This is a genomic window from Nocardia vaccinii NBRC 15922, from assembly GCF_001613305.1.
GTDB classification, from domain to species: Bacteria; Actinomycetota; Actinomycetes; order Mycobacteriales; family Mycobacteriaceae; genus Nocardia; species Nocardia vaccinii.
The window spans coordinates 21,104-40,838 of record NZ_BDCC01000052.1; the positions used below are offsets into that span (position 1 = coordinate 21,104).

The 19,735-nt window shown below is 64.6% G+C and carries 20 protein-coding genes; 14 read left to right on the forward strand and 6 right to left on the reverse strand.

The genetic code is table 11. The features are described 5' to 3' along the window. Nucleotide 1: 1 nt before the first annotated feature. A complete protein-coding gene (locus NV1_RS28610) occupies nt 2-211 on the reverse strand; it encodes a hypothetical protein (protein ID WP_067898116.1) in 210 nt (69 codons plus the stop codon). Nucleotides 212-1,457: 1,246 nt separating this feature from the next. Here NV1_RS28610 and NV1_RS28615 point away from each other — a divergent pair. From NV1_RS28615 to NV1_RS28650, 10 genes are all read left to right on the forward strand, one after another. Then, the gene (locus NV1_RS28615; RefSeq protein WP_067898118.1) at nt 1,458-3,113 is read left to right on the forward strand and encodes an AMP-binding protein; all 1,656 of its coding nucleotides are present in this window, start codon (nt 1,458-1,460) and stop codon (nt 3,111-3,113) included. A gap of 357 nt (nt 3,114-3,470) precedes the next feature. Then, nucleotides 3,471-3,581 carry a cytochrome P450 gene (locus tag NV1_RS45200; RefSeq protein WP_218027229.1) on the forward strand — a complete coding sequence of 37 codons (111 nt, stop codon included), beginning with the start codon at nt 3,471-3,473 and terminating at the stop codon, nt 3,579-3,581. A 57-nt stretch (nt 3,582-3,638) separates the two neighbouring features. Then, nucleotides 3,639-3,899: a hypothetical protein gene (locus NV1_RS46960; protein ID WP_373864667.1), complete on the forward strand. Its 261-nt coding sequence runs from the start codon at nt 3,639-3,641 to the stop codon at nt 3,897-3,899. Beyond that, complete coding sequence (locus NV1_RS28620; protein WP_084525869.1) at nt 3,896-5,092, forward strand: acyl-CoA dehydrogenase family protein; 1,197 nt, start codon at nt 3,896-3,898, stop codon at nt 5,090-5,092. The genes NV1_RS46960 and NV1_RS28620 overlap by 4 nt, the downstream gene beginning before the upstream one ends. After that, complete coding sequence (locus NV1_RS28625) at nt 5,089-6,258, forward strand: acyl-CoA dehydrogenase family protein (protein ID WP_067898124.1); 1,170 nt, start codon at nt 5,089-5,091, stop codon at nt 6,256-6,258. The genes NV1_RS28620 and NV1_RS28625 overlap by 4 nt, the downstream gene beginning before the upstream one ends. Continuing rightward, nucleotides 6,255-7,364 (forward strand): acyl-CoA dehydrogenase family protein, encoded by a 1,110-nt coding sequence (locus NV1_RS28630; protein ID WP_067898127.1) that lies wholly within the window; start codon nt 6,255-6,257, stop codon nt 7,362-7,364. Before NV1_RS28625 ends, NV1_RS28630 begins: the two co-directional genes overlap by 4 nt. After that, nucleotides 7,361-8,572, forward strand: coding sequence for a CaiB/BaiF CoA transferase family protein (locus tag NV1_RS28635; protein ID WP_067898131.1), 1,212 nt, complete (start codon nt 7,361-7,363; stop codon nt 8,570-8,572). The genes NV1_RS28630 and NV1_RS28635 overlap by 4 nt, the downstream gene beginning before the upstream one ends. Next, a complete protein-coding gene (locus tag NV1_RS28640; protein ID WP_169813427.1) occupies nt 8,569-9,672 on the forward strand; it encodes an LLM class flavin-dependent oxidoreductase in 1,104 nt (367 codons plus the stop codon). Before NV1_RS28635 ends, NV1_RS28640 begins: the two co-directional genes overlap by 4 nt. A gap of 25 nt (nt 9,673-9,697) precedes the next feature. Continuing rightward, on the forward strand, nt 9,698-10,465 hold the full coding sequence (locus NV1_RS28645) for an enoyl-CoA hydratase/isomerase family protein (protein WP_067898137.1): 768 nt from the start codon (nt 9,698-9,700) through the stop codon (nt 10,463-10,465). Nucleotides 10,466-10,525: 60 nt separating this feature from the next. Continuing rightward, nucleotides 10,526-11,740, forward strand: a complete 1,215-nt coding sequence (locus tag NV1_RS28650; RefSeq protein ID WP_067898140.1) for an acyl-CoA dehydrogenase family protein — start codon at nt 10,526-10,528, stop codon at nt 11,738-11,740. 153 nt (nt 11,741-11,893) lie between these two features. Here the strand turns inward: NV1_RS28650 and NV1_RS28655 are convergent, their stop codons facing one another. Together NV1_RS28655 and NV1_RS28660 are read right to left on the reverse strand one after the other, a co-directional pair. Then, complete coding sequence (locus NV1_RS28655; RefSeq protein WP_067898143.1) at nt 11,894-13,099, reverse strand: thiolase family protein; 1,206 nt, start codon at nt 13,097-13,099, stop codon at nt 11,894-11,896. Further along, nucleotides 13,096-13,506, reverse strand: coding sequence for a Zn-ribbon domain-containing OB-fold protein (locus NV1_RS28660; protein ID WP_067898146.1), 411 nt, complete (start codon nt 13,504-13,506; stop codon nt 13,096-13,098). The genes NV1_RS28655 and NV1_RS28660 overlap by 4 nt, the downstream gene beginning before the upstream one ends. Before the next feature lie 183 nt (nt 13,507-13,689). Here NV1_RS28660 and NV1_RS28665 point away from each other — a divergent pair, with 183 nt between their 5' ends. Together NV1_RS28665 and NV1_RS28670 are read left to right on the forward strand one after the other, a co-directional pair. After that, complete coding sequence (locus NV1_RS28665; RefSeq protein ID WP_067898149.1) at nt 13,690-14,454, forward strand: SDR family NAD(P)-dependent oxidoreductase; 765 nt, start codon at nt 13,690-13,692, stop codon at nt 14,452-14,454. An 8-nt stretch (nt 14,455-14,462) separates the two neighbouring features. Beyond that, nucleotides 14,463-15,239, forward strand: a complete 777-nt coding sequence (locus NV1_RS28670; protein ID WP_245713972.1) for a crotonase/enoyl-CoA hydratase family protein — start codon at nt 14,463-14,465, stop codon at nt 15,237-15,239. A 30-nt stretch (nt 15,240-15,269) separates the two neighbouring features. Here the strand turns inward: NV1_RS28670 and NV1_RS28675 are convergent, their stop codons facing one another. The 3 genes from NV1_RS28675 to NV1_RS28685 all read right to left on the reverse strand — a co-directional run bounded on the left by NV1_RS28675 (nt 15,270) and on the right by NV1_RS28685 (nt 17,770). Further along, nucleotides 15,270-16,070, reverse strand: a complete 801-nt coding sequence (locus NV1_RS28675; protein WP_067898154.1) for an acyl-CoA thioesterase — start codon at nt 16,068-16,070, stop codon at nt 15,270-15,272. A 78-nt stretch (nt 16,071-16,148) separates the two neighbouring features. Beyond that, nucleotides 16,149-17,264 carry an acyl-CoA dehydrogenase family protein gene (locus NV1_RS28680; RefSeq protein WP_067898158.1) on the reverse strand — a complete coding sequence of 372 codons (1,116 nt, stop codon included), beginning with the start codon at nt 17,262-17,264 and terminating at the stop codon, nt 16,149-16,151. Then, nucleotides 17,261-17,770, reverse strand: a complete 510-nt coding sequence (locus NV1_RS28685) for an HIT family protein (RefSeq protein WP_169813428.1) — start codon at nt 17,768-17,770, stop codon at nt 17,261-17,263. The genes NV1_RS28680 and NV1_RS28685 overlap by 4 nt, the downstream gene beginning before the upstream one ends. A gap of 120 nt (nt 17,771-17,890) precedes the next feature. On the opposite strand from NV1_RS28685, the gene NV1_RS28690 reads away from it, so the two are divergent. Next, entirely contained in the window at nt 17,891-18,910 is a 1,020-nt protein-coding gene (locus NV1_RS28690) for a Rieske 2Fe-2S domain-containing protein (RefSeq protein WP_084525872.1), read from the forward strand. Then, a complete protein-coding gene (locus NV1_RS28695) occupies nt 18,903-19,721 on the forward strand; it encodes an enoyl-CoA hydratase/isomerase family protein (protein ID WP_067898168.1) in 819 nt (272 codons plus the stop codon). The genes NV1_RS28690 and NV1_RS28695 overlap by 8 nt, the downstream gene beginning before the upstream one ends. The last annotated feature ends 14 nt before the right edge of the window (nt 19,722-19,735 follow it).

The window sequence follows — 19,735 nt, forward strand, 5'->3', positions numbered from 1 at the left end:
GTCAGCGTGGGGATCTTGCCGCGCAACCGCAGCGGGCCAGATCGGCCATCGCGGCCGGATCGGTGTCATCGGCGATCAGCGCTTCCAGCATCGCTCTCCCGGACATTCCCATGATGTGATGATTGTCGGTGGCCACCGACGACAACTTGATCCCGGCGTCCTCGACGATCTTCTCGATCTGCTGGACCCGTCGGCGACGATCACGAGCCACCGTGGTCCGTGCCCGAGGCAGGTCTCGCAATACGTCTCCGCCGCCCTCGGCCGTGCGATCGGACGGTGGTCAGCTCGGGACGTCTGTGGATCGGGGTGCGGGTGTGGTGTGTGATGGGTTGAGCGTGTCTTTCGAGGTTCGGTATGTCGGTGGTGTGGCGGGGGAGCGTAACGCTGCTGCGCAGGCGAAAGCGCTTGCCGCACTGTTGAAATGGCAGGCGGATTGCTCGGGAGTTGGCGGGTCATGAATCCCGGTGAGTTATCGGCCGGGTTGCCCATGTTTTGTGTTTCCTGGGGGCTCGTACCAGGGCAACTGTTTGACCTGCACGTTTTCGGTTTCGTCGGCGATCCGGAGGCGACGTGCGGGTCAGGTGCACCCGCTGAACTGCGGAAACGTGTCGCAGGTTTGGTGCCCCCGGCGGGGCACACCGAACATGGGAACGGGTACGACCTGCGGTTTTCAGTAGGACAGCTGATAATTGAAGCCGATTACCAGCTATGAAAGGGTGCCGTATGTCGCTGGTATGCCTCGAGGCAGGGCGTCCACTTTGCGTAACCGTGTAGTTGGCTTCGGCTGTCTCCAGTCGCGTGTGGTGTCCTCGGATCGGGGTGGTTCGGTCTCCTCTTCGCTGGGCTCGACGTCGTATCGGTCACAAGAAATCCCACGGATCGGTACTCGGCGTCTCAGAGAGCAGGTCGCCCGGACCGCGATAGTGCAGGCGAATCCCAGTGTCGGCGTGGTGTCGTCGAGCACGCAAAATCCCTTGGCGTTTTGCGGTTGAGGTAAACAGTAGCTTCGCCGAGCAGGTCGAAGCCCGTTGACCAGATCTCGATCTTGTCTAGAACAAGAGTGACGGCAACATTCTCTACCGGTTTTAGGTTGGCCGGACTCACCGAGTCGATCGGGGAGTCCGAGGCGGGGGCGAGCAGGGCCATGACTTTCTCCAGACTATCGATTCCCCCCGGCCGATGGCCCCGGCACATCTGCGGAACGATATCGCCGGGTGCCCTCGAGTGTAAATCATCTAGTTGGTTGACTTATGCGTGTGTGCCACGTCATGGGGGTGGTGCGGCCGGCGTGGGGCAAGCGAACTCCAAGCACGCTTGCCGCCCGCGATGTCGACAACGGGATCGGTGATCTACCAACCCGTTGGTTGACTCCGGGAGGTGGTCGCTGATAGCTTCGAACCGAATTCAACCGGCCCAGTGTCTTCAGAGATGCGCGTTACGCCTGAGGGGAGTGGTGAATGACCGACCGTGCGCGAAGTGGGATCGAGTTCGACTTCGCCTCCACGATCGAGCTTGTCGCGCGAACATTCCCTGATCGTCCGGCGATCATTCACGGGATGAGGCGAGAGACGTTCAGCGACTTTGTCGTTCGTGCTCGTCGCTTGGCTCGGTTTCTCAGTGATCGGGGTTTCGGCTGTTTCGCCGAGCGCTCGGAGCTCGCCGGACATGAGGTCGGGCAGCACCTGATGGCGCAATACCTCCACAACAGTCCCGAGTATCTCGAAGGCATGATCGGCGCGTACCGGGCACGAGTGGCGCCGTTCAATATCAACTATCGGTACGGGGTCGACGAGCTCCGCTATCTCTTGCGCGATGCTCGGCCCGCGATCATCCAGTTCCACTCGACGTTCGCACCGGTGCTGCGAGAAGCACTGGGCTCCGAGTCGGCGGGCATACTCCTGCTGCAGGTCGCCGATGATTCCGGTGAGCCACTGCTGCCCGGTGCTATCGACTACGAGCAGGCATTGGCCGCAGTAGAGCCCGTAATCGACGTCACACCACGCGCCGACGATCTGTACGTGCTGTACACCGGCGGAACGACCGGAATGCCGAAGGGCGTGCTGTGGCGTCAAGCCGATATCGCGGTGACCGCATGTGGGTTGCAAGATCGACGCAATCGTCGGGAATGGGCTTCGATCGAACAGTTCATCAGCAGTCTGCCCGCGGTGGGGGGACGAGTAATGCCATGCGCGCCACTGATGCACGGTGCCTCACAGTGGGGCGCGCTGCAGGCGCTGACATCGGGCAATGCGGTGGTCCTGCCGAGCGACACAGCCCGCTTCGATCCTGCCGATGTGGTTGATACGGTTTTGCGCGAAGGCGTCACCCAGGTGGGGATTGTCGGTGATGCGTTCGCGGTGCCGCTGCTTGCGGAACTCCACCAGAGACCGCGAGCGCTGGCGTCGCTGCGTTACCTCGTGAGTGGCGGTGCGGCGCTGCAGCCCACACATAAGCAGCAGCTGCTGGCCACGATTCCCGGATTGCGGATCGTGGAGACGATCGGATCATCCGAGTCCGGTATTCAAGGGCGCTCGGAAGCTCGGGACACGACCGGCGCCGAAGAACGCGGCTTTCGTCCCGCGGCGGGAACAGTTGTGGTGGCTGACGATCGCAGCAGTCTGCTCGGCGCCGGGCACACCGGGATCGGTTGGATAGCCAGCCGCGGGCGTGTTCCGCTGGGCTACCTAGGCGATGAGGAAAAGACTCGCGAGTCGTTCCCGGTCATTGATGGTGAGCGCTTGAGCGTGCCAGGCGATCGTGCGCGGCTGCTGGACTCGAATGTCGTCGAGTTGCTCGGGCGGGATCGTGCCACCGTGAACAGCGGCGGCGAGAAGATATTCGTCGAGGAGGTCGAGGCCGCCGTCAAAGCGCACCCCGCGGTGGCGGACGCGGTCGTGTGCGGTCGGCCGAGCGAGCGTTGGGGTAACGAGGTTGTGTGCATTGTCGCGGTACGGCTTGGTGCCTGCGTGAGCGAGCAGGAGCTGAGGGCCTGGTGTGGTCAGCGTATCGCCGATTTCAAGGTACCGAAGGCGGTGATCTTCGTGCCTGCCGTTCAACGGAGCGCGGTGGGCAAGGTCGACTACCGGTGGGCCGCAGCGCAGGCCGCAATCTAGGTCGGTGGGCCACTGGCGACCTACTGCGGTTTTGAACACCGCGCGCCGCGCCTCGGCAGCGCAGACCTCACGAGAGGCAGCGGAAATGACGACCATACCGCCTCCGGCGTCCGATAGGGACCGTCGGCGTAGCCGCTCATAAATCCCGCCTCCGATCGGAAATCGATCCGGTTGACCAGTGTTCGTGGACTGTGGCCGGTGACCCAGCATCACAGTGGTCTCGGGACGGCCACATCGGAGACTGCCTTGGGCGGCGATATGCCCGGCGTGCTGGGCATATCGCCGGGAGATGTTGCGCTGCTGCGATAAGCAGCTCGAGGCGCGCCATGCCCAGCCTCAGGGTGATGTGCTCTCGGCGTGCTCACCGCGGATATCGGTGGTCGGGCCACGCCCGAAGACGAGTTGCGCGGGATGTTTCTGCTGCTGATGATCGCGCGGGCACGAGACGACGGCGAACGCGCTGGCTGAGCATCCGGAGCAGCGGCGTCGCATGGTCGGGGACCCGGAGCTTCTTCCCATGCGGCGATCGATGAGTTCCTGCGGTACACCTTGGCGGTCCGTGGTCCGGCGCGGATGACGACTCGCGATGTCGAGGTAGGTGGCCTTGTGACGCCGGAAGGGTCACCGGTCGCGCTGATGTTCAGTTCCGGTAGTCGCGACGTAAAGGTGTTCGAGGACGCCTGCGCGCACGCCGCTATCGGCTCGATCACAGCCAGAGCCTTTGACAGGGTGCCACATCGCGTCATACGCTCAACCAACAGGTTGGTTGAGAGGAGCGTGGCTTGACTACATCGAGCGAGCCGGTCTCATTGCGAGACAAGGTGTCGGCCGAGATCGCCGACTGTCTCGTCGGGTATGTCGCGGCGCCGCCGACTGTGCTCGGCGCGGGTAGCGATGACATCGAAGGCCCCCGCGAATTCTTGCGGGTGCTCGCCCCGACCGGATGGGTCGTGCCGCGCTGGCCCACTCGATTCGGGGGCCGGGATTGTTCCCCGGCCGAGGCGCGCGTGGTGCGGCAAGTGCTCGACAGTTTTCATCCGCCGGATCTGTACCCCTTCCAGGTAGGTCTGGCGCTCGTCGGTCCAGCGCTGTTGCAGCACGCGACCGAGGAGCAGTGCGCGCGGTGGCTACCCGATATCAAGTCGGGTGCGACGATCTGGTGTCAGCTCTTTTCCGAGCCGGGTGCCGGATCGGATCTCGCCGGTCTGGCCTGCCGTGCGGAGCGCGATGGTGACGGCTGGCGGCTGACCGGCACCAAGATATGGTCCAGTCGCGCGCATTACGCCGATCTGGGGATTGTGCTTGCGCGCTTTGATTCCGATCTACCCAAGCACGCGGGCATTGTCGCGTTCGCCGTCGATATGAAATCGTCCGGAATCGACGTTCGTCCGCTACGGCAGATGAATGGCGACAGCCATTTCAATGAAGTCTTCCTCGATGATGTATTCGTGCCGGACTCGTCCAGGATCGACGCTCCGGGTGCCGGTTGGAATGTCGCTCGCACGATTCTCGGCTTCGAGCGGCAACTGTTCGGCGCGGAGGGCAGTGGCACCGGTGCCGGTATTCGGCAGCGGCTTGTCGAGCTGGCCCGTTCCAGCGATATCGCGGGCCGTCCCGTCTACCGGGATCGACTCGTGCGGGTCTGGTGTGAACTGGAGGTTGCCAAGCTGACGAGTCGACGCGCTGCGGCGCTGGCCGCGAGTGGCAAGTCGGCGGCCGCGGCGGGCGCCGGTGGGAAGTTGCGGATGGCCAAAAATCTGCAGGCGGTGGCCGACCTGGCGGTCGACCTGCAGGGCATCGCCGGTACGCGCGCGGCCGACAGTTGGGCCGACCTCGTGCTGACGTCGCCATCGCTATCTATCCGCGGTGGCACCGATCAAATCCAGCGCAACACGATCGCCGAGCAAGTACTCGGGCTGCCCAAGGAACCACGCGTCGATGCGGGTCCGTTCTCAGCGATCGACAGGGGTCGGGCATGAGCAGCGTCGATCAGATCGTGCCCGTCGCGGAGTTTCGGCTCGAGGCGCGCGCCTGGCTGGCCGAGCAGAAGCCGCCGGAGCCGACCGAAGACAGCGAGCGGCGATTCGATGACCTGCGCCGGTGGCAGCGCTGCTTATCCGACGCTGGGTGGTTGGGCTTGACGTGGCCCGTCGAGTGCGGTGGGCGGGGATTGACCGCTCTGCACCAAGCGACTTTCAATCGCGAACTGGCCCGCGCCCGCGCGCCTCGCCCGGCGGGCGTTGTGGGTATCGAGGTGGTAGGGCCGACGATCGTGGCCTTCGGCTCGGAATCGCAGCGACGTGAGCTACTTCCTCGTGTGCTCTCCGGTGCGGACATATGGTGTCAGGGTTTCTCCGAGCCCGAAGCGGGTTCGGACCTTGCCTCGTTGCGAACTCGTGCCGAGCGAGTAGCCGATGGTTGGCTGCTCAACGGTCACAAGGTGTGGACCACCTGGTCACACAAGGCCACCAAGTGCGCCGTACTCGCCCGAACGAACGCGGCGGCAAAGCCGCACCATGGCATTTCCTACCTGATTGTTCCACTCGCGCTGCCTGGGGTAACTGTCCGCCCGCTGACCCAGCTCAACGGTGACACCGAGTTCGGCGAGGTGTTCTTCGACAATGTGCTCCTACCGGAAGACGCTGTGGTCGGTGAGGTCGACAAGGGTTGGTCCTACGCGTCGCACACCTTGTCCTCCGAGCGCGGTTCGCTCGTATTGCGTCGTGCTGCGGACCTGTCGGTGGCCTTCGACGACCTTGTCGCGGAGCTGTCGGCCGGCGGGCCGATCGATGACGACCAACTGGTGTCGATCGGAGACCTGGCGACAGATTTGTTTGCACTCGACGCGCAATGCGATCGGATCGTCGAGCGGATGACATCGGCTCCCGACGCACCCAGTCCCGTCGATTCGCTCGACAAGGCGATGCTCACCCGGTTCGAACAATCGCTGTTCGGCTTTGCACGTGACTGCCTCGGCCCGTGGGCGCATCTGCCAGGGCGTCGTCCACACGGTCTGGATTCGACCCGCTGGTCGCACGACTACTTCTACGGACGCGCGGCGTCCATTTATGGAGGCACGGCGCAAGTGCAGCGCAACATCATCGGCGAGCGACTGCTCGGCCTGCCCAGGGAGCCGCGCGGATGACCGGCGCAGAGTCCGCGGCGGACGCGGACGACATCGTCCAGCTCGTGCAAGTGGCCGAGCGCTTTCTGTCGGAACAATGGCCGCTCGAGGGCGAGCAACCGATCGGCGGGGTACCGCCGGAGCGTGCGCGAGACCTGTGGAAGAGAGCGGCGGAACTCGGGTGGGCGTGGATCGCGCAATGCGAGCGTCCAGAACAGGCGGCGCCGACGTTGGCGGCACTGTTCGGAGCCCTGGGACGGCACCCCGCTCCCATCCCGCTCGCCGCCCTCGCGATCTCGTATCCAGTACTGGCCGCAGCGGAGGGCGCCGAGTTGCTTGCCCCATTCGCCGACGGCGAGCGGTTGCTCGCGTTCGCCACCCGATCGGATGAGCGTCACCCCGAGGATGATGTGTGGGCCGGTGTCGAGCTGACGGCCGGTCGGCTCACCGGGACCAAGATCGCGGTGCCGGCGGGTGTCGTGGCGGACGCGTTCGTCGTGAGCGCCTCGTCGTCTGATGGGCCCTGCTATGTCCTTGTCGAGCGAGAGCAACCCGGTGTCCGCGTCGAGCCGATGCGGTCCCACGACCGCCTGGACATGCCTGCCGAAATCAGCCTGCGGGATGCGGAGGGTGTTGTACTCGTACGTGGCTCGGCAGCCGAGCAGGCCGAGCGGACCATTGCGACCCTCGTTCGGATGGCGACCGCCGCCGAGTTGGCGGGCCTGGCAACCGGGGCGGTGCGCCTTGCGGTCGACTATGGCACGCAGCGGGTGCAGTTCGGGCGTCCGATCGCCGGCTTCCAGGCGATGAAGCATCTGCTGGCGGATGCGTGGATCGATGTCTACGCATCTGAGTCAGCGGCGCTCGCAGGCGCCCGCCGAGTCGCGACGGCCGCGACTGAAACCGACGCACGCTACGCGGCGGACCTCGCACTCAGCTTCACGGTCGGGGCGTCTCGCCGCGCACTGGAGACCTCGCTGCAGGCACACGGCGGTATCGGCTTCACGCTCGACTATCAGCTCAACTGGTACTTCAACCGGGTGTTATCGCATTCGGCCGTGGCCGGTTCACCACGACGGGCACGGCTGGAACTGGGACGCGCGACCGTGGAGGGCCGATTCACATGACGCTGCCACTGGCCGGCCTGACAGTCGTCGATCTGACATCGGTGATCATGGGGCCCTACGCGACGCAGATCCTGGCCGATCTCGGGGCTGATGTGATCACCGTCGAGGAACCAGGCGGCACGCTGAGCCGGGTGATGACACCAGGTCCGCATGCACAGCTGTCGGGCATCGCCCTGAATCTGCTGCGTAACAAGCGCAATGTGGTCTTCGACCTCAAACAGCCCGCCGGGCGGGCGGCATTGCTGCGGCTCATCGAGACGTCCGACGTTTTTGTCACGAATCTTCGCCCAGCCGCAATATCACGGCTGGGCCTGGATTATCACGACTTGACGGCGTTACGGGCCGACATCATCTACTGCCAGGCACAAGGCTGGCCATCGGACTCCGCCGACGCCAACCGACCGGCATATGACGACATCATCCAGGCCGCGACGGGGGTCGCCGATGCGGGCTTGCGTGCGAACGGTTCGGCTCAGTTCGCGCCGACAATCCTGGCCGACAAGGTGTGTGGCCTGACGATCGCCTATGCCGTGATGGCCGCGGTGATACATCGTGACCGCACCGGCCAGGGCCAGCACGTCGAGGTGCCGATGGTCGATGTGATGTCGAGCTTCATGCTCGTCGAACATGGCGCTGGGGCGATCGGCCTCCCACCCCAGACACCCGCCGGCTACCAGCGCATCCTGAATTCCGAACGCCGCCCGCAGCGTGCGCTCGACGGCTGGGTCAGTGTGCTGCCCTATTCGAGGCAGAACTACCAGGATCTGTTCCGCGCCGGCGGTCGCGCGGATCTGGAGGACGACGAGCGGATCGCCTCGGCTCGTTCCCGGGTGCGCCATGCCGCGTCGTTGTACCGCGACGTCGCAGAAATCGTCGCCAAGGAAACCGCCGCGCATTGGCTGGATTTCTGTGCGCGAACCGGCATCCCGGCCACACCGGTCGCGAGTCTCGACGATCTCGTGGACGCACTACCCGTACAAACCCACCCGGTCGCCGGTCCGTATCGAGTTACTGCGCAGCCGGTGCGATTCACGGCAGCTACGACCGAGCCGACCGTGCGACGGCCGGCAGCGCTTTCAGGTGAGCACACCAGCGAGGTGCTCACCGAATTGGGATTTGACGCATCGATGATCGAAGCCGTGATCGAGGAGGCGACGCAGCCGAGTCGCGGCAGAAAACCTCAGCCAGCACAAAAGGAGAACACGTGAGCATCGGACGCCCGCCACTGGAGGTGTGGAACAGTAGTTTCTCGATACCGCGATGGACAGCTCGGCAAGGTGTGATCGTCGAGGAGCTGGGTTTCGATGGGATCACGGTCAGCGACTCGCAGAACTTGAGTTCGGATCCCTACGTCACCATGATGGCGGTTGCCGCCGCGACGTCGACGCTGAAGGTCGCGCCGTCGGTAACCAACCCGGTGACCAGGGACGCTGCGATCACGGCATGTGCGATTGCGAGCGTGCAGGCCGAGAGCAAGGGCCGTGCCGTGCTCGGTATCGGTCGAGGGGACTCCGCGCTCGCGCATCTGGGCCTTGCTCCCGCGAGCGTGAAGCGCTTCGAGGACTATCTTTCGCGTGTCCAGGGTTACCTGCGCGGCGAGGACGTGCCCTTCGAACGCTCAGCGCACCTGCAAGCCGGTGTTCGTGATGTGGAGACGCTGGGGCTGGTGAATGCCCCGACGTCCAGTGTCATGTCCTGGATTCGCACCGACTTGCCGAAGGTCCCGGTGTATGCGACAGCCACTGGACCGAAAGTCATCGATGCCGCGGCCCGAACCGCGGACGGCATCAACTTCGCGGTCGGGGTCGACCCGACCCGGGTGAAATGGGCTATCGACCGTGCACGGTCGGCCAGGGCGGCGGCTGATCTGGATCCGGACACGTTGTCACTGGGCCTGTATGTCAGCGTTGTTCCCGAGAGCGACCAGAGCAAAGCACGCAGGTTGATCTCCGGCGACGTGGCTTCATTCGCCCGGTTTTCGGTGATGCACGGGGAAGCGGTCGGCAACGTGAGTGAAGAGAGCAAACGAGTACTGCAGGACATCCACAGCACTTACGACATGAACGGCCATTTCCGCGATACGTCGCCGCAGGCGCAGGTGCTGACCGACGAGTTCATCGACAGCTACGCGGTTACCGGGGAGCCTCGACGCTGCCTGGACCAGATCGCCGAGCTACTCGACCTCGGAATCGACCGCCTGCTCGTCTCGACATCGGTGCGCGGGTCCGACCGTGCATCGGCCGACGAGTACCGGACAATATTCGCCGGTGAGATCCTGCCCGGTCTGCGCGATCTGCGTCGGCCCTGATGAAAACAGCGCGTTGGGGAGCGTCATGAAGGTTGTCACCGACTTCGGCGACGTGTCGGTCGAGGTCGACGACGACGCCATAGGGACCGTTCGTCTGTGCCGTGGTCCGTCGAATTTCTTCGATACCGCGTCGGTCGGCGACGTGCGCCGCGCGTTGACCTTCGCCGCGGAGAAGAACGCCCGGGTTGTCGTTCTCGCCAGTGAGGGCAAGCATTTCTGCGCCGGAATGGACTTCGGCAACGACAAGCGTTCGGCACCGGAAGAGTTGTACGCGCACGCCGCGGGCATCCTCGAGACCCCGCTGCCGATCATTGCCGCGGTGCAGGGCTCCGCAGTCGGCGGCGGACTGGGATTGGCCTTGGCCGCGGACTTCCGGGTGGCCTGCCCCAGCACCCGGTTCTGGGCCAACTTCACCCGGCTCGGCCTGCACCACGGTTTCGGGATCACGGTGACGCTGCCCGCTGTGGTAGGACAGCAGCGAGCAGCGGAGATGCTGATGACAGCGCGGCGCGTCGACGGCGCAGAGGCGCTGGCCATCGGTCTGTGCGACCGGCTCGTCGATGAGCCGAATCTGGCGGCCGAGGCGAGACGGTTCGCGGCCGAAATCGCTGCGTGCGCGCCGCTCTCGGTGCGGGCGACTCGGGAGACACTGCGTGGTGACCTCGCCGACCGGGTGCGTGCGGCAACCAAGCGAGAGCTGGAGCAACAGTTGCTGCTGGGACGCACCGAGGACTTCAAAGAAGGTATTCGCGCGTCGCGCGAACGGCGGGAACCACGCTTTCTGGGCCGCTGAAGTGATCGGTCCGCCGACATCGCTGCCCAGCCGATCCAAACCAAGTACAGAGGTGAAGAAATGATCGATTGGTCCGAGGAGCAGCGACTGATCCGCGACAGTCTGCGTCGCTTCGTGCAGACCGAGATCGAGCCACACCGTGACGAGCTCGAACACGGGGACTTGGCGCCCTATGACATTCTGCGGAAGATGTACACCTCGTTCGGGATGGCCGAGCTGGCCCAAGAGCGTTATCGCAGGGCCCTTGACCCATCGGCGTCATCGACCAGCGACAAGCGGCGCGACCCGACCGAGCTGGCTGCCGTGTTGTTGCCGTTGGTCGAGTTGTGTCGGTGTTCACCCGGGATGGTGACCGCGCTCGGAGTATCGACCAACCTGACGCCGGGTGCGATCATGAAGTCGGGCAGCCGCGAACAGATCGAGCGGTGGGTGGCGGACTTGGTCACCTTGCGCAAGGTCGGCGCATGGGCGCTCACCGAGCCAGGCTCGGGCTCGGATGCGTTCGGCGGTATGAAGTCCACCGCTGTTCGCGAGGGTGACGAGTACGTCCTCAACGGCTCGAAGACCTTCATTACCAACGGTCCGCATGCCGACACCATCGTGTTCATCTGCAAGGAGGCCGGATCCGGGCAGGACGGATCGCGGCCGCGGATACTGTCGTTCGTACTCGATCGGGGTATGCCGGGGCTCGTGCAGACACCACCGTTGCGCAAGATGGGTATGCACTCCTCGCCGACCGGCGAGCTGTTCGTCTCCGACGTGCGCGTTGGCGCCGATCGATTGCTGGCGGGCCGGCCGGATCGCGCGAAGTCCACCAGTCGCGACGGCGCCAAGGGGACCTTCGCCTCCGAGCGGGCGAGTATCGCCGCGATGGCACTGGGCATTATCGAGAAGTGCCTCGAGGCATCAATCGAGTACGCCCGTACCCGCGTCCAGTTCGGGCACCCGATCGGCGAGTTCCAGTTGATCCAGCACAAGCTGGCACAGATGGAAATCGCCAGGCTGAACGTGCAGAACATGCTTTTTCGCTATATCGAGTCCCTCTCCACAGGGCATGGCGTCAGTCTGGCGGAGGCGTCGGCGATGAAGCTGTATTCGGCGCGCGCGTCGGTGGATGTCGCTATGGAAGCGGTGCAGATCCACGGTGGCAATGGATATATGAGCGAGTTCCGGGTGGAACAACTCGCGCGCGATGCCAAGGTCTTGCAGATCTACGCCGGCACCGACGAGATCCAGACCATCGCAATCGCCAAGGACTTGCTGCGCGTCAGCTGAGCGGGGCTTGTGTGGTTTCTCCACACAGTGCTGCCCGAAGTTCCTCGTGAAGGCTCGATCGAGGCGTTTGAGTCCCGATTCGAACTGGCATACGTGCCCAACCAGAATCTCTTCGATCAACTATCCGGGTTGGTCGAAGAGATTCTGCTTTGGCTACGAATTCGCCGACCGCTCCAGAATGTGTACGCCGCAGGCTGAGCCGAGGCCGATGACATGAGCCAGACCCACCCGTGCGTCCTCGATCTGGCGCTGTCCCGCTTCCCCGCGTAGGTGGTGGCAGATCTCCCACACGTTTGCGATACCGGTCGCGGCGATCGGATGCCCCTTCGATTGGAGGCCGCCGGAGACATTGACCGGCATGCTGCCGTGGCGCCAGGTGGCACCAGATTTGAAGAAGTCGACCGCACCGCCTCGAGCACACAACATGAGGTTGTCGTAGTGCACCAACTCGGCGGTGGCGAAGCAGTCGTGTAATTCGACAAGATCGAGATCATCTGGGCCGATGCCGGCTTGGTCGTAGGCCTGACGTGCCGCGTCGCGGGTGAGCGTGTTGACGTTCGGCAGTACCTGACAGCCTTCTTCCCACGGATCAGAGGTGAGCACCGAGGCCGAGATCTTCACTGCCCGCCGACGTTGTTCCAGCGATAGCGTCCGCAGTTTCGCATCGCTCACCAGGATTGCCGCCGCCGCGCCGTCGCAGTTGGCCGAGCACATCGGTCTGGTGTTCGGATACGCGACCATGGTGTCGTTCATGATCTCTTCGAGGGAAAATCGTTTCTGGTAGGTCGCGAGCGGATTCAGCGTCGAATGCGCGTGGTTCTTCTCGCTGACTCGCGCGAACAGTTCGAAATCGGCACCACCATAGGTATGGCCGTATTCGGTGCCGACTTGCGCGAAGACCCCGGGCATCCCTTGGGTGCCGATCCTGCCCTCGATCGGTCCGAGCGCGCCGAACCTGCCACTGGCCGTCCAGGTCGTCGGTTCACTGACCGGTGCGCCGGCGCTGCCCAGCAGACCGGCCCCGGCGAGTTTCTCGACGCCGACGGCCATGCCCATATCGCATTCGCCCGCTCGGATCGCCATGATGGCCACCCGAAGCGCGGTGGCTCCGGTGGCGCAGGCGTTGGCGACGTTGTACACGGGAATTCCGGTCTGGCCGATCTGCTTCTGCAGCTGCTGGCCGATCGAGTTGGCGCTCATCAGATTGCCGTAGGCGAGCACGCCGATATCGCGCATAGTCACGCCGCCGTCGGCCAGGGCTCCGAGCGCGGCCTCGGCCGCGAGGTCGACGATGTCCTTATCGGGGTATTTTCCGAATTTGGTCATCGTGATCCCGAGGATCCACACTGCGTCGCTCATGCCTGCGCCTCGCTTTCCAGCGGTTCGAACCCGAATCCGATTGCTTCATTACCGAGTTGGTCGATTCCGAGTGAGTAGGTGGACAGCCGGACGGACATGCCGAGTCCGACATGATCCAGGTCGGGCGGGCAGCCGACGATATTGCCTCGAACGCTCGTCCCCGCGCAGTCGACCACCGCCGCGACGAACGGTACGGGTACACCGGGTGCGGCGACCGAGACGATGGTGAAGGCCTTGACGGTGCCGGTTCGCGAGATCTCGACAGGTTCGAACTCGCCGCGTCCGCAGGCGGCGCAGGCGTTTCGGCGGTCGAAGTAGCGCGCCCGGCACGACGAGCATTCGGCGGCCCGCAGATGGGGTGCATCGCCGAGGACTAGATAGTCGACGAAGGGTAATTGACCTGGCACGCTACTCACTTCCCTGACCTTGCCTGTCTCGGAACAGATCCATGGCCACCATATCTCTCTATCAACCGGTTGGTACAGTCGAATGGCGGAACTTTGTGATTTAGTTCAACTAACTGGTTGGGTGGTTTTCGGGCTATCGTGGTTCCATGCGGTCGAAGCACCGCCTATCACGAGGAGGCTTAGTTGGACATCAAAGGTGTATCTGCGATCGTGACCGGAGGCGCGTCGGGACTCGGGGAAGCCACCGCGCGTGCCCTCACCGACCGAGGCGCTCGGGTCGTGGTGCTCGACCGGCAGGAAATCGGGCAGAAAGTGGCAGATTCGATCGACGGTGTCTTCGTCTCCGCCGACATCACCGATGAGGGTGAGGTGGCGCAGGCGGTCGCCGCCGCGGCCGACCTCGGACCGCTGCGAGTGTTGGTCAACTGCGCCGGTGTCGCCAGGGTGACCAGGACACTGGATCGGCAGGGAACGCCACTGGCCCTCGGGAAGTTCGACTTCGTGCTGCGAGTGAACGTCTTGGGCACGTTCAACTGCATTCGGCTTGCCGCGGAGGAGATGGCCAAGACCGAACCGGACTCGTTCGGCCAGCGTGGTGCAATATTGAACACCGCTTCGGTGGCGGCGTTCGACGGGCAGATCGGGCAGGCGGCCTACTCGGCTTCCAAGGGGGCGGTCGTCGGAATGACGCTTCCTATCGCCCGCGACCTCGCCGTCGTCGGGATCCGGCTCAACACAATCGCGCCGGGCCTGTTCGACACTCCGATCTACGGCACTGGTGAGGAGGCCGAGGCGTTCAAGGCGAAGCTGGGGGAGAGCGTGGTGTTCCCGCGTCGACTCGGCCGCTCCGATGAGTTCGCGACGCTGGCCACCGAGCTCATCACCAACGATTACATGAACGGCGAAGTCGTCCGGCTCGACGGCGGCATCCGATTGCAGCCGAAATGAGTACTGCGATGAATCAGGAACCTGCCGGTGACGCGGGTAATGAAGTATTGACCGAGGTCCGAGGGCGAGTTCTCGTCATCACCCTCAATCGGCCCGCCGCGGTGAACGCCATCGACACCGCACTCGTTGCGGGTCTGGGTGCGGCGGTCGAGCGTTTGGACACCTCCGACGATCTCGCGGTCGGGATTCTGACCGGTGGGCCGACGGCCTTCTGTTCGGGGATGGATCTGAAGGCGTTCGCGAAGGTCGGCCTGCCCAAGGGATTGCACGAATTCTATGCCAACGGCAGCCGCAAGCCACTGATCGCCGCCTTGGAGGGTCCCGTCCTGGCCGGCGGCTTCGAGCTGGCTTTGACCTGCGACATTATGGTCGCGTCCGCGACCGCGAAGTTCGGGATCCCCGAAGTGAAGGTTGGCTTGTTCGCTGCGGGCGGTGGTCTGATTCGGCTCCCACGCCGGGTCGGCCACGGGATGGCGATGGAACTGGCGATGACCGGTGATCAGATCGACGCGCCGACCGCGTACCGCATCGGTTTGGTCAACCATCTCACCGAAGCCGGACGGTCACTCGAGAAGGCACTCGAGATCGCCGATCGGGTGGCCCGTAATGCGCCACTGTCGGTGGCCGCGTCGAAAGAGCTGATCCAGGCCCAGCACAACCACACCGAAGAGGCGTTCTGGGCTCTTCAGCGCCCCCTCATCCGCACGGTCTTCCGTTCGGAGGATGCGAAGGAGGGGCCGCGCGCGTTCGCGCAGAAGCGCTCGCCGCGGTGGCAGGGGCGCTGACTCGACCGGCGCCGTGGTGATCGGCTCCGCTCAGACGCCGATCACCACGACTTGCTGGGCCCGCGCGAGCAACGTGCCGCGCTGATTCCATAACTCACCGTCGTCTTCGGCGTACCCGTCGCGCGCCGATCCCGACCGGAACACCGCCAGCGCATAGTCCCGCGAGCGCTCGTTTTCCAACGGGAGCGGGCACAGGAACTGTACGAAGTACACAAGTGTGAGCATCCGACTTGCCGCGACCTTCGTCGTGGCCGCGGCCACCCAAGAGTCGAGGAATGTGACGGCCGAGAGATAGTCCAGTGGCTGCGGGTCACTGAGCCTGATCCAACCGCCGACATCGAATGTCTTGCGGGCACTTTCGGCGAGTCGCCGTCGTTCGAACCGCGCATGCAGCGGGAACCGCGCTCGCACCTCGGCCCGTACGGTCAGCGGCTCGGACAGCTCAGGCGGATCACCGACCGGCATCGAGTGCTCGTCGAGCAGCGGCCCGCCGCGATCACGACCGAACGCGACCACGGCGAAGGCCCGGCACGATCCGCCCTGCGACAGAGTGGCGGTTACCGTGGAACTCGATCGCCCTGCACTGACGGCGCGTGTCTGGACCTCGGCTGGACCGGGGCGCACCGCCGAGATGAAGTGAACGGTCAGCGACAGTGGCCGCTGATCCTGCCCGCATTCGGCCTGTGCGGCCCGGAGCAAGAGCGCGGCGAGGTAGCCGCCATACGCAGTGCCCTCGATCCACCAGGCCGGGGACAGTGCTACTTTGGCGATGCCGGCCCCGACCGGTTCGAGCGAGGTGGCCAATTCGAGCGAGGTGGCCTCGGTCGTCATGAGTGTTGGCGTCCGTTCTGTTCCCGTTCGACCGGGACATCGAGTCGTCGAAATGTCGTGGGCAATCAGTGGATCGGCTCAGAGACCGAGCTGTTCAGCGATCACTGTGCGGTGGTGCGCCGGATCGCCGAGATAGAGTTCGGAGCATTTCGCCCGGCGGTAGTACAGATGGGCGGGATGTTCCCAGGTGAAGCCGATGCCGCCGTGGATCTGGATATTCGTCTTGGCGGCGTGGTAGTACACCTCCGAGGTGACCGCTTGTGCCAGGCTCGCAGCAACCCGCAGATCGGCGGAGTCCTCGTCGGCTGCCCAGGTGGCTTCGTAGACGGCCGAGCGTGCGCCTTCGACCGCGAGGAGCAGGTCGGCGCAGGCGTGTTTGATCGATTGGAAACTGCCGATGGCGCGGCCGAACTGGGAGCGCAAGATGGCGTATTCCGTGCTCATCTCGAGTAGGCGTTGTGCGCCGCCGAGTTGCTCGGCGGCGAGGCTTATTGCCGCCAGATCCAGCGCCCGCTGGATATCGGGCCAGGAATCGTCGGATTCCCCGACGAGCTCAGCGGTGACGTCGTGGAATTGCAGGTGGGCGTATTTGCGGGTGTGGTCGACGAGCTCGGCGGGTTCCGCGCTCAACCCGGCAGTGGGGGCTGTCACCGCGAACAGGCCGATACCGGCCGATATTCGCGCCGTCACGAGAACGAGGTTGGCGGTCGCCCCGTCGACAACCCAAACTTTGCTGCCGGTGAGGCTCCACCGGCCGTCGCGCTCGGTCGCGGTCAAGGTCACCGTGTCCGGGCCCCAGTGGCCGTCGGCTTCGAGGTGGGCCAGGGTCGCCGTGGTCGAGCCGTCGCTGATCCCGGGCAGGTAGCGCTGCTGCGCCTGCTCGTCCTGGCTGGCCAGTAGCGCGTTGGCCGCCATCGCCACGGTCGAGAACAGCGGTGCGCATGCCAACGCGCGTCCGAACTCTTCGAAGACGACGGTGAGTTCACGCTGTCCCGCGCCCGCCCCGCCGAAGCGCTCCGGCACGATCAGCGAAGTGAGCTCGAGGTCCTTGGTGAGCTGTGACCAGAACGCTGGGTCGTAGCCGTCGGAGGTCGCCATCAGGCGCCGCACTTCGGACTCGGGCGACTTGGCTGCCAGGAACCCGCGCACCGAGTCGCGCAACTGGTCGTGTTCGTCGTCGAAGACCAACTTCATCGGTACTCCTCCTCGAGGCGCATGTCGCGCCAAAATATCGATCGGTGGCCGTCGCTTGCCGGTGCAGAAGGCGCGACCGGGTCGGTGGCCCGGACCCCTTGGCGGATACGGGCCGCCGTCGCCGCGAGTTCGTCGTCGGAGACGACGTGGTCGGGCTCGATCTCGTCGGCCCCGTCGCGAGGAAAGATGTGCACGTGCACATGCGGCGCGTGCTTGTAGTCCGGCTCGCCGTCGGAAAGGAACATCTTCACGTCGGCACCGGGTAGGTCAGAGGCGAGAATCGCTCGCTGTAGACGTTGCGTCACGGCGAGCAGATCGCGCCCCATCTCTGGCGGCAGGTCATCGAGATAGTTGGCGTGTGCTTTGAGCATCAGCAGGACATGGCCGGCCACGGCGGGTTGCCGGTCCAGGACGGCCAGGGTGTGCTTGTCCTCGTAGATCGGATGGCTCGGCACGTGTCCAGCGACGATCGCACACAGCGGGCATGTCGACTCAGGGACGGTCATGGCTGAGTTCATTCACACTCCCGGTTGTCGCGATTCAGTGGATGGTTGCGGCTGTCTGCCATCGGCTTGACATCACGCCACAGTCTCAGCGTACTGTATCAACCAACGGGTTGGTAGACAATGAGAGGAGGCGACGTGGAAGGGTGGCCGTACACCACGTTTCCCACCGGATGGTTCCAGATCGAATGGTCGAAGGAACTCGCCAGTGGCCAAGTGAAGACCCTGCGCTACTTCGATCGAGACATCGTGCTGTATCGCACCGAGTCGGGCCTGCCGGTTGCGACCGACGCCTATTGCCCGCACCTGGGCGCGCACCTGGGGCGCGGCGGTTGTGTGATGGGCGAGAACCTGCGTTGCCCCTGGCATGGGTGGCAGTGGGATACCGAGGGGCGCAATGCCGAGATCGCGTTCGTCGATATGACGCACCCGAAGGCTCGCCTCGGGCAATGGGAATTGCGCGAGATGAACGGCCTGATCATCGTCTGGTATGATGCGCTCGGTCGACCGCCGATGTGGGAGTTTCCGGGTGTGCCGGAGTACTCCGACGCGGGCTATTACGAGCCGTTTACCGCGGTGATGGGTCCGGCGGTGCTCAATCCGCAGCAGCCCCGCGAGAATACTGCGGATCTCTATCATTTTCCGTTCGTGCATGGTTCCGCCGAGCCGTCCGAACTGGCCGAAATGGAGGAACGCGAACATATTCTGTACGAGACGATGGATCTGAAGCTCGGTGGTGGGAAGGCCTCGACCTGGCTCACACCCAATGGCCCGGTCAACGCGCAGATCGTCACCAATCTCTACGGACTGGGACTGGGCGTTGATCGGGTTATCGTCGACGACGACCTCACTGTGGTCCAGGTGGTGGCGGTGACTCCGGTGACGAAGACGGAGTCGGTGCTGCTGAGCACGACGGCGGGTACGCGTGAGCCGGGGACGACGGAGCCCACCGGGCGTTCGAAGCGGATGATGGAGAGCCAGCATCTTCAGATCGGCAACGACTTCGAGATCTGGGCGCACCAGAAGTACGTGACGAAGCCGTACTACGCGCCTAAGGAAGGTCGCTTCTTCAACCGGGTGCGCTCCTGGGCGCACCAGTTCTATCCCGCGGACCAGCACGAACTGGTCGAGCACGATGGCTGAGAACGGGATTCTGCCGGAGTTCGAACGGATCCGGACCCGGCTCGTCGGCCGCGTATTGGTGGCGACTCTCGACCGGCCGGCGGCGCGTAATGCGATCGATGTGGTGTTGCGCCGCGAGTTCCGCGAGTTGCTGGCTGCGCTGACCAACCAGCGGGCGATCGGCGCGATGGTGTTGACCGGCGCCGGTGACGCGTTCTGCGCGGGTGGCGATGTCGGCATGATGACGGGGTTCATCCAGTCGGACTGGCGGGATCGCGCACGCAATCTCGAACACGGCCTGCTGACCCTGCGCGACCTGCTGTCGGTGCAACAACCCGTCATCGCGGCGGTCAACGGTCCTGCGACCGGTCTCGGTGCGACGATCGCGATGGCGTGCGACCTGATCGTCATGGCGGACACGGCGACGCTGGCCGATACGCACGTGAATGTGGGCATCGTCGCCGGCGATGGCGGCACGTTGCTGTGGCCGGCCGCGATGAGCACTGTGCAGGCCAAACAGTACCTGCTGACCGGGCAGAAGATGACGGCCGCCGATGCCGAACGCTTCGGTGTCGTCAATGAGGTTGTGCCCGTGGCCGATGTCGTGGACCGTGCCGTAGAGATAGCGCGCGGACTGGCCGCCGGCCCTCGATTCGCGATCGAGTGGACCAAACATGCGATCAATATGCGGTTGATCCGCGACCTGTACGAGCAGATGCCGCTATCGCTCGCCTTGGAGGCGGCCACCTTCGAACAGCCGGACCTGGCGGAGGGCATCCGTTCCTTCCGCGAGCGGCGCCCGGCCGCGTGGCCCAGCGTCGCGCCCGAATGAGCGTGCGACACAGC

Coding starts and splice junctions, on each gene's coding strand:
- NV1_RS28615 (WP_067898118.1), top strand. CDS start 1,458: ATGACCGACCGTGCGCGAAGTGGGATCGAGTTCGACTTCGCCTCCACG.
- NV1_RS28625 (WP_067898124.1), top strand. CDS start 5,089: ATGAGCAGCGTCGATCAGATCGTGCCCGTCGCGGAGTTTCGGCTCGAG.
- NV1_RS28630 (WP_067898127.1), top strand. CDS start 6,255: ATGACCGGCGCAGAGTCCGCGGCGGACGCGGACGACATCGTCCAGCTC.
- NV1_RS28635 (WP_067898131.1), top strand. CDS start 7,361: ATGACGCTGCCACTGGCCGGCCTGACAGTCGTCGATCTGACATCGGTG.
- NV1_RS28645 (WP_067898137.1), top strand. CDS start 9,698: ATGAAGGTTGTCACCGACTTCGGCGACGTGTCGGTCGAGGTCGACGAC.
- NV1_RS28650 (WP_067898140.1), top strand. CDS start 10,526: ATGATCGATTGGTCCGAGGAGCAGCGACTGATCCGCGACAGTCTGCGT.
- NV1_RS28655 (WP_067898143.1), bottom strand. CDS start 13,099: ATGAGCGACGCAGTGTGGATCCTCGGGATCACGATGACCAAATTCGGA.
- NV1_RS28670 (WP_245713972.1), top strand. CDS start 14,463: ATGAATCAGGAACCTGCCGGTGACGCGGGTAATGAAGTATTGACCGAG.
- NV1_RS28675 (WP_067898154.1), bottom strand. CDS start 16,070: ATGACGACCGAGGCCACCTCGCTCGAATTGGCCACCTCGCTCGAACCG.
- NV1_RS28680 (WP_067898158.1), bottom strand. CDS start 17,264: ATGAAGTTGGTCTTCGACGACGAACACGACCAGTTGCGCGACTCGGTG.
- NV1_RS28685 (WP_169813428.1), bottom strand. CDS start 17,770: ATGACCGTCCCTGAGTCGACATGCCCGCTGTGTGCGATCGTCGCTGGA.
- NV1_RS28690 (WP_084525872.1), top strand. CDS start 17,891: ATGAGAGGAGGCGACGTGGAAGGGTGGCCGTACACCACGTTTCCCACC.
- NV1_RS28695 (WP_067898168.1), top strand. CDS start 18,903: ATGGCTGAGAACGGGATTCTGCCGGAGTTCGAACGGATCCGGACCCGG.